Origin of the sequence: Bacillus cereus group sp. N12 (genome assembly GCF_016483575.1) — a bacterium.
Lineage (GTDB): Bacteria > Bacillota > Bacilli > Bacillales > Bacillaceae_G > Bacillus_A > Bacillus_A toyonensis.
In genome coordinates this window covers 1-8,712 of the sequence record NZ_JAEHBO010000129.1, presented here as the reverse complement: position 1 = coordinate 8,712, position 8,712 = coordinate 1, and the positions used below count along the sequence as shown (strand labels likewise).

Here is an 8,712-nt window from a genome sequence, read left to right as displayed (position 1 = left end):
TGAACACCTTGAGGTCCAGTAGCGCCAGTGGCACCGGTAGCACCTGTGTTACCTTGAACACCTTGAGGTCCAGTAGCGCCAGTGGCACCGGTAGCACCTGTGTTACCTTGAACACCTTGAGGTCCAGTAGCACCGGTAGCGCCCGTGTTACCTCGAGGTCCAGTAGGTCCAGTAGCGCCGGTAGCGCCCGTGTTACCTCGAGGTCCAGTAGGTCCAGTAGCACCGGTAGCGCCCGTGTTACCTCGAGGTCCAGTAGGCCCAGTAGCACCGGTAGCGCCCGTGTTACCTCGAGGTCCAGTAGGCCCAGTAGCACCAGTAGCGCCCGTGTTACCTCGAGGTCCAGTAGGTCCAGTAGGCCCTCTGCCGAACGAAGCTGAATTAACTAGAGTAGTTTGTAACTCTGCAATTAATTTAAGGAGTTCTTGGAGTGTACAATGATCGATCCGGAATAACTTTGTAATGTAAAGTAAATAATTAATTAAAATTTGGAGTTCAACAAATACAGCACTTGCTACGAAGGTTGGATTTCTTAATATAGTTATTAAGTTTTTTATAATAGCTAATCCTTGCGCTTTCAGGGAGGAAGTAGCGTCTAGCGAACAGATGAACTTACTTAGTAGGTTTAATGTATCAATTAAATCTTCGATGTTTTTAGGAGATGGATTGGCGAAAAGTTTTGGAATTATTTTAATTAAATCGTTAATAATCGCTCGAAATGTTCTAATTTGTGCTTTAGAAATTGGGATGGATGGTGTGTTTGAGATTCGTCCGGCACTACTTGGAAAGCATGGTTTGGAGTATTTGTTTTGACTGTCGTCATAACGAGACATTAAATCGCTCCTTTCTAATGAGAATGTGAATGAAACTCATCATAGTAGATGCAAAAATTAGTTAAATGGTCATAATAAAATCGTTTGTTTAAAGAAAAAATAGAAAAAACGCCTTACAATAAGGCGTTTTTTCTATTTTCTGCGTATTTATAATATCGTTTTAGTGAAACTTTTGATTTGAATCCAGCTAGTTTTATAATTTCTGATTCCGGCGTTTCTTTTTTTATTAAGTTTAAAATATAGGTGTTACGAAAGTGTTGTCCTGAGATTCCTTTGCGTAAATTAGCTCTAGCTACTTCAAGGCGAATCATTTTTTGGATAGCGATTTCTGTTAATCCCTTCGGTGAATCATTTTCGTATACCCATCTGTATGTTCCACGATTAAAATCGAATGCGACAAACAGTGGGTCATTACTATGGTATTTTGGACGAACGGGTTCAGGGATGCTTTTGTAGTATGTGTATAATTGCTTTTTGTCTTCTTTTGTTAATGTAATCGTTCTTTCTACTCCTGCGGTTGCTGGGATAGATAATGTATTAGTTTCAAAGTGAACGTGATACATAGTTAGTGCTGTAAGCTCTTGTAGGGATAAACCGTAGTCAATTAATAGGTTTAAAATAGTGATATTACGATCCATCAATAAAGGTCGTACAGGACGTTGTTTTTCTGATAGTCCTTCCAATGAAGTGACGATACGCTTTAATTTTTTTTCTTCATTAGATGAAATAAAATCTTCATTTCGTAGTGCGCGATCTGGTTGAATAGAAATTTCCATATTCTTTAATGGATTAGGGATGTTTAGGAAATGATTCATTCTATTTAGTACAATAAATACACGATGCATCGTCTTTTCTGAGTAGTGTCGATTCGTTTTTAAGTCAGAAAAGTAATCTTCGTAGTCTTTTGTACAAAGTGTAGCCCATATATTACTGGAAGGGAGCTTTTTGTTTTTTTCTAACCAATGTCCGAAATCTTCAATGTCATAAACATAACGTTTAATGGTTGAGGTTTTTCGGCCTTTATTCAATAAAAAAATAGAAAAGGCTTGTATTGTATCATGGAATTCCGTTGTCTCCATAGTTCCACCACCTTAATTATTTCTTATATTATAGCAAACTTTTCTGAAAATAGGCATTTGTAAGAAGGACGGGAATAATAATATGTGTTGAGTGGATAAAGTGAAACTTTAATCAGTGGGGGGGTGTTCATCCTCCGTTGATTATCAGCCCACAACAATCGGGCATTTACGGGCAGCTATCCCCTGCCTAACTTCCTCGCATTTGCTGAATTTTGAGGTGGGAGTCTTACTGCCTGCAAATTGCGGGATAAAATGAGGTGATTGTATGGAACAATCGATGCGAAAGAAAAATAATAATCAAATTAATATTGTGTTAAACCATCGAAAGAAAATTTCTTTACCAGCATCAGAAAATAAAACGGAAATTTCAAATGAAACTACAATTAAACATGAGATGCTGCAAAGAATTGAAGAAGAGATGGGGAAACTCGTTGGGATGGATGATATAAAAAAGATAATAAAAGAAATATATGCTTGGATTTATGTAAATAAAAAAAGACAAGAAATGGGATTGAAATCTGAGAAGCAAGTACTCCATATGTTGTTTAAAGGGAATCCAGGTACAGGAAAGACAACTGTTGCTAGAATGATAGGTAAATTGTTGTTTGAGATGAATATTCTATCAAAAGGGCATTTAGTTGAAGCGGAACGTGCTGATCTTGTAGGAGAATACATTGGCCATACGGCTCAAAAAACAAGAGATTTAATAAAAAAAGCAATGGGAGGTATTTTGTTTATTGATGAGGCGTATTCTTTAGCTCGAGGTGGAGAGAAGGATTTTGGGAAGGAAGCAATTGATACGCTCGTAAAGCATATGGAGGATAAACAACATGGTTTTGTATTGATTTTGGCTGGGTATTCAAGAGAGATGAATCACTTCCTTTCATTAAATCCAGGACTGCAATCTCGTTTTCCGTTTATTATTGAGTTTGCGGATTATTCGGTAAACCAGTTGTTGGAAATTGGGAAGAGAATGTATGAAGAGCGTGAATACCAGTTATCAAAGGAAGCGGAATGGAAATTTAGAGATCATTTACATGCTGTAAAGTATTCGTCGCAAATTACATCGTTTAGTAATGGGCGATACGTGCGGAATATTGTTGAAAAATCGATTCGTACACAGGCTATGCGGTTGTTGCGAGAAGATACGTATGATAAGTATGATTTAATTGGAATATCAAGTGTTGATTTAATGTTGGAAGAGGAGACGCACAGTACATAAACTGTGCGTCTGTTTTTTTGTGCATATGTTCGTTTATTCTTTTTATTCTTTTTTTTCTTTTTCTTGGTGAGATTTATGGAAGCGTTCCATTTTAGCGCTCTTTTCGTGTGCTGAATTAGAATCGTGCCCAAATTGGTTTACTGAGCTTTTTTGAGCTCCTTTATTAACGTGGTTTGTCATTTGTATTCACCTCACTTTAAAAATTAGTATAAACATTAAGTAAAGAAAAAATCGTTAGAAAAGAAAAACCTCTTTACGATATGTAAAGAGGTTAGAATTGCTATTTATGCATTGAACGTTCGTTTGTGTCGATACGTCGATGCGGTAAATGCCATTTGTAATGAATAGAAAGCATGCGGAAGCAAACAATTAAAATGAATAAGGTGTAAAGAGCCCAATCACTAACAATAATTTGAGCCCCAATTAAGAAGCCTGCTAGAATCGTCCAAAAAGCATATACTTCAGCTCGAAGGACGAGAGGTTTTCTACGGGCTAAAAGATCGCGAATAATACCGCCACCAATACCGGTTAAAACAGCTGCTACGATTGTAGCGCTAATGGGTAAATTTAGTTTTTGAGCATATAATGCCCCTTGTACGGCGAATGCTGATAAGCCGATAGCGTCAGTGATGTTTTCCCATTTTTTCCAATGTCTAATTAATTTATTTGGAAAAAGAAAAATAATTGTCATTGATAAAAGTGCGATTTGGAATAACATGTCTTGTTGCCAAAACGCGACAATCGGATAACCGATTAGTAAATTACGAAGGGCACCTCCTCCAAATGCGGTTGCCATTCCTAAAATATACACCCCGAAAATGTCATAATCCTCTTCCATTGCAACAATGGCTCCGCTTAGTGCGAATGCGATTGTGCCTATGATGCTAAAAATCTCCCATGCCATGAATTTTCTCCCCCGCTAACTAGATGAAATGTGCTTCCTCTGCTATTATATTAGAAGGTTTAAATTTCGAAAAGGATGAGTGAACATATTTGATGGAAGAAAAAGAAAAAGTCATATTAGTAGGCTGTCAATTACAGCAAGATGACGATGAACAGTTTATGCATTCCATGAAAGAACTTGCATCGTTAGCAAAGACTGCGCGAGCGAAAGTGTTAGTGTCAACAACGCAAAAACGACCGAAGTTTCATCCAGTGACTTATATAGGTAAAGGTAAATTAGAAGAGCTTACAATGTTAACGGAAGAATTAGAGCCGGATGTTATTGTATTTAATAACGAGTTAACGCCGAGTCAAATTCGGAATTTATCCTCAGTATTAGATGCAAGAGTAATCGATCGAACGCAACTCATATTAGATATTTTTGCGCAACGTGCGAAGTCGAGAGAGGGTAAGCTTCAAGTGGAGTTAGCGCAGTTGCAATATACAATGCCGCGTCTAATGGGGCAAGGTTTGTCTTTATCACGTCTTGGTGGTGGTATTGGAACAAGAGGGCCGGGTGAGACGAAACTTGAGACGGATCGTCGTCATATTCGATCGCGTATTGATGAAATAAAGAAACAACTTGCGGTTGTTGTGGAACATCGAAAAAGATACCGTGAGAGAAGAAAAGACAATAAAGTATTTCAAGTTTCATTAATAGGATATACAAATGCAGGGAAATCGACGCTATTTAATAGATTAACGGAAGCGGATACGTTTGAAGAAAACTTATTGTTTGCAACGTTAGATCCGACAACAAGGAAGATGCCGTTACCTTCTGGTTATACAGTGTTGCTAACTGATACGGTTGGTTTTATACAAGATTTACCTACGTCGTTAATTGCAGCTTTTCGTTCAACACTAGAAGAAGCTGGTGAAGCAGATGTTATTTTACATGTTGTTGATTCTGCAGATCCAAACTATGTAGGGCATGAGAAAACGGTAAAGAAGTTATTGTCAGAACTTGAAATTAATCATATTCCGATTATTACGTTATACAATAAAAAAGATGCATTACATCAAAATTTTATTCCGTTTCCGAAAAGCGACTTCTTAATGACAAGTGCTTTTGAAGAAAGCGATTTATTACATATAAAAGAAGCGATAGAAACGAAAATGAAGGAAGAAATGGATCCATATCAAGTGGAGATTCCTCCGAGTGAAGGTAAGTTGTTAACGTTATTAAAGACGGAAACTCTATTAACAAAGATGGAATTTCTGGAAGATAAATTTGTATATAATTGTACAGGATATATATTTGCCTATTCGCCATATAATGGGCAGTTAAAGAGATTTTTAGTGGAAGAAGGAGAAAATGATAATGTTTGATCGTTTAAAAAATGGAGAAAAAATGGCTCCTATTGTAAAAGAAGTAGAAAGTCAAATTACAGAAGTGCATAAACGTGCAGATGAAGTGATTGAAAGTAATCAATTTCGTGTATTAGAAAGTTTTCGTAAACATAAAATTAGTGACTCGCATTTTATTCCAACGACTGGCTATGGATATGACGATATTGGTCGTGACACATTAGAAAAAGTGTATGCTGATGTATTTGGAGCGGAAGCGGGTCTTGTTCGTCCGCAAATTATTTCGGGGACTCATGCGATTTCAACAGCTTTATTTGGTATTTTACGTCCGGGAGATGAGCTACTGTACATAACGGGGAAACCGTATGATACGTTAGAGGAAATCGTTGGTGTACGCGGAAAAGGTGTAGGGTCATTTAAAGAATATAATATCGGTTATAACGCAGTTTCGTTAACGGAAGAGGGGCTTGTGGACTTTGAAGCTGTTGCGGCTGCGATTCATAGTAATACGAAGATGATTGGTATTCAGCGCTCAAAGGGATATGCTACTCGTCCGTCGTTTACTATTTCTCAAATTAAAGAGATGATTTCGTTTGTTAAGGAAATTAAAACTGATATAGTTGTATTTGTTGACAACTGTTATGGCGAGTTTATTGAAGAACAAGAGCCGTGCCATGTAGGTGCAGATTTAATGGCGGGCTCGCTTATTAAAAACCCAGGCGGTGGAATCGTTAAAACTGGTGGTTACATTGTTGGGAAAGAACAATATGTTGAAGCATGTGCATATCGTTTAACATCTCCAGGGATTGGTGCTGAAGCAGGGGCATCTTTATACAGTTTACAAGAAATGTACCAAGGGTTCTTCTTAGCGCCGCATGTAGCGGGACAAGCACTAAAAGGTGCAATCTTTACAGCGGCATTTTTAGAAAAGTTAGGAATGAACACGTCACCAGCGTGGAATGCGCCAAGAACGGACTTAATTCAATCTGTTCAATTCGATGATAAAGATCGTATGATTGCCTTTTGTCAAGCGATTCAATATGCATCTCCGATTAATTCTCATTTCACTCCGTACGCAAACTATATGCCGGGTTATGAAGATGATGTAATTATGGCTGCAGGAACGTTTATTCAAGGTGCAAGTATTGAATTGTCGGCTGATGGCCCAATTCGTCCACCTTACGTTGCTTATGTACAGGGTGGATTAACGTATTCTCATGTGAAGATTGCAATTTGTTCTGCGATTGATGCGTTAATTGAAAAAAAATTATTAACAATTTCTTAAAGGGAAGCTGTCGATTTCGGCAGCTTTTTTCGTGTAAAAGTAATGATTTGTGCCATTAGAAAAAAGAATGAAAAAAACCTAAAAAAAATCATGTAAGAAAAGCTAACATCTATTGACACTAAACATAACATAATATAAAATGAGAAGCAGTTAAGGCGAAGGAGGAACTGAAACTATGAAAGAAGATAGACGTTCTGCCCCGCTGTTTCCTATTGGTATTGTTATGGATTTAACACAATTGTCTGCACGTCAAATTCGCTACTATGAAGAGCATAATCTTGTTTCTCCAACCCGTACAAAGGGGAATCGTAGATTATTTTCATTTAACGATGTAGATAAGTTGTTAGAGATTAAAGATTTATTAGATCAAGGCTTAAATATGGCTGGTATTAAGCAAGTGTTACTAATGAAAGAAAATCAAACAGAAGCAGTGAAAGTAAAAGAAGAAACGAAAGAAATTTCAAAAACGGAGCTTCGCAAAATACTTCGAGATGAACTACAACATACAGGTAGATTTAACCGAACTTCATTGCGACAAGGTGACATTTCAAGGTTTTTTCACTAAAGATAACTGATTCTGAAGGTGTTTAGAGGGACTAAGGAGGAATTTATAATGGCTAGGTACACAAAAGAAGATATTTTCCGTTTGGCGAAAGAAGAGAATGTAAAGTATATCCGTCTGCAATTTACGGACCTTTTAGGAGTAATTAAAAACGTAGAAATTCCAGTGAGCCAATTAACAAAAGCTCTTGATAACAAAATGATGTTTGATGGATCTTCTATTGAAGGTTTCGTACGTATTGAAGAATCTGATATGTATTTATATCCGGATTTAGATACTTGGGTAATTTTCCCTTGGACAGCTGAAAAAGGTAAAGTAGCTCGTTTAATCTGTGATATTTATACTGCAGATGGTGCTCCATTTGACGGAGATCCACGTAACAATTTAAAACGTGTATTAAAAGAAATGGAAGCTTTAGGATTCTCAGATTTCAATCTTGGACCAGAGCCAGAATTCTTCCTATTCAAAGTTGATGAAAAAGGAAATCCAACATTAGAATTAAACGATAACGGTGGATACTTCGACCTTGCGCCGATGGATCTAGGGGAAAACTGTCGTCGTGATATCGTTCTTGAGCTTGAAGAAATGGGCTTTGAAATTGAAGCGTCTCACCATGAAGTTGCACCAGGTCAACACGAAATTGACTTTAAATATGCAAATGCAATTCGCTCATGTGATGACATTCAAACATTCAAACTTGTTGTAAAAACAATTGCTCGTAAACATGGTTTACATGCAACATTTATGCCAAAACCATTATACGGTGTGAACGGTTCAGGTATGCACTGTAACTTATCACTATTTAAAAATGGTGAGAACGTATTCTTCGATCAAAACGGTGATTTACAATTAAGTGATGATGCTCGTCACTTTATCGCAGGTATTTTAAAACATGCACCAGCATTTACAGCGGTAGCAAACCCAACTGTAAACTCTTACAAACGTTTAGTACCTGGATATGAAGCTCCTTGTTACGTAGCATGGTCTGCACAAAACCGTAGCCCATTAGTACGTATCCCTGCATCTCGTGGTATTAGTACACGCGTAGAAGTACGTAGTGTTGACCCAGCTGCAAACCCATATTTAGTAATGGCTACATTATTAGCTGCAGGTCTTGACGGAATTAAAAATAAATTAACTCCACCAGCTGCAGTAGACCGTAACATCTATGTAATGACAAAAGAAGAGCGCGAAGAAGCAGGTATCGTTGACTTACCAGCAACATTAGCGCAAGCGTTAGTTACATTACAATCTAATGAAGTAGTATGCAGTGCACTAGGAGAACATTTACTTGAGCACTTCATCGAAGCAAAAGAGATTGAGTGGGATATCTTCCGCACACAAGTTCACCAATGGGAACGCGATCAATATATGTCTCTATACTAAGAGAGAAAAAAGCCCTGATACTGGTCTTATCCCTGTCAAGTAGACAGTATTAAAAAGACTAAGCAGCCATCGAGATTCGATATTCTATCGGAGCTCGA

Annotated in this window: 9 protein-coding genes; 5 read left to right on the top strand and 4 right to left on the bottom strand. The window is 37.6% G+C overall.

What is annotated here, in order from left to right:
• On the bottom strand, nucleotides 1–830 hold an 830-nt coding region (locus JDS92_RS28640; RefSeq protein WP_199632942.1), incomplete at its 3' end, for a collagen-like repeat preface domain-containing protein.
• Between the two features lie 113 nt (nucleotides 831–943).
• A complete protein-coding gene (locus tag JDS92_RS28635; RefSeq protein ID WP_000450334.1) occupies nucleotides 944–1,909 on the bottom strand; it encodes a tyrosine-type recombinase/integrase in 966 nt (321 codons plus the stop codon).
• A 265-nt stretch (nucleotides 1,910–2,174) separates the two neighbouring features.
• Between JDS92_RS28635 and spoVK the strand changes: the two genes are divergently transcribed.
• Nucleotides 2,175–3,131 (top strand): stage V sporulation protein K, encoded by a 957-nt coding sequence (gene spoVK, locus JDS92_RS28630; protein WP_199632941.1) that lies wholly within the window; start codon nucleotides 2,175–2,177, stop codon nucleotides 3,129–3,131.
• Nucleotides 3,132–3,173: 42 nt separating this feature from the next.
• Here spoVK and JDS92_RS28625 read toward each other — a convergent pair whose 3' ends face one another.
• Both JDS92_RS28625 and JDS92_RS28620 read right to left on the bottom strand, forming a co-directional pair.
• Nucleotides 3,174–3,311 carry a hypothetical protein gene (locus JDS92_RS28625; protein WP_000181509.1) on the bottom strand — a complete coding sequence of 46 codons (138 nt, stop codon included), beginning with the start codon at nucleotides 3,309–3,311 and terminating at the stop codon, nucleotides 3,174–3,176.
• A 100-nt stretch (nucleotides 3,312–3,411) separates the two neighbouring features.
• A complete protein-coding gene (locus JDS92_RS28620) occupies nucleotides 3,412–4,035 on the bottom strand; it encodes a trimeric intracellular cation channel family protein (protein WP_000312269.1) in 624 nt (207 codons plus the stop codon).
• Between the two features lie 92 nt (nucleotides 4,036–4,127).
• Here JDS92_RS28620 and hflX point away from each other — a divergent pair, with 92 nt between their 5' ends.
• The 4 genes from hflX (at nucleotide 4,128) to glnA (ending at nucleotide 8,614) form a co-directional block, all read left to right on the top strand.
• Nucleotides 4,128–5,402 carry a GTPase HflX gene (gene hflX, locus JDS92_RS28615; RefSeq protein WP_199632943.1) on the top strand — a complete coding sequence of 425 codons (1,275 nt, stop codon included), beginning with the start codon at nucleotides 4,128–4,130 and terminating at the stop codon, nucleotides 5,400–5,402.
• Entirely contained in the window at nucleotides 5,395–6,666 is a 1,272-nt protein-coding gene (locus JDS92_RS28610; RefSeq protein ID WP_199632940.1) for a methionine gamma-lyase family protein, read from the top strand. Before hflX ends, JDS92_RS28610 begins: the two co-directional genes overlap by 8 nt.
• A gap of 175 nt (nucleotides 6,667–6,841) precedes the next feature.
• The gene (gene glnR, locus JDS92_RS28605; RefSeq protein WP_000656783.1) at nucleotides 6,842–7,231 is read left to right on the top strand and encodes a transcriptional repressor GlnR; all 390 of its coding nucleotides are present in this window, start codon (nucleotides 6,842–6,844) and stop codon (nucleotides 7,229–7,231) included.
• Nucleotides 7,232–7,279: 48 nt separating this feature from the next.
• Entirely contained in the window at nucleotides 7,280–8,614 is a 1,335-nt protein-coding gene (gene glnA, locus JDS92_RS28600; RefSeq protein ID WP_000135333.1) for a type I glutamate--ammonia ligase, read from the top strand.
• The last annotated feature ends 98 nt before the right edge of the window (nucleotides 8,615–8,712 follow it).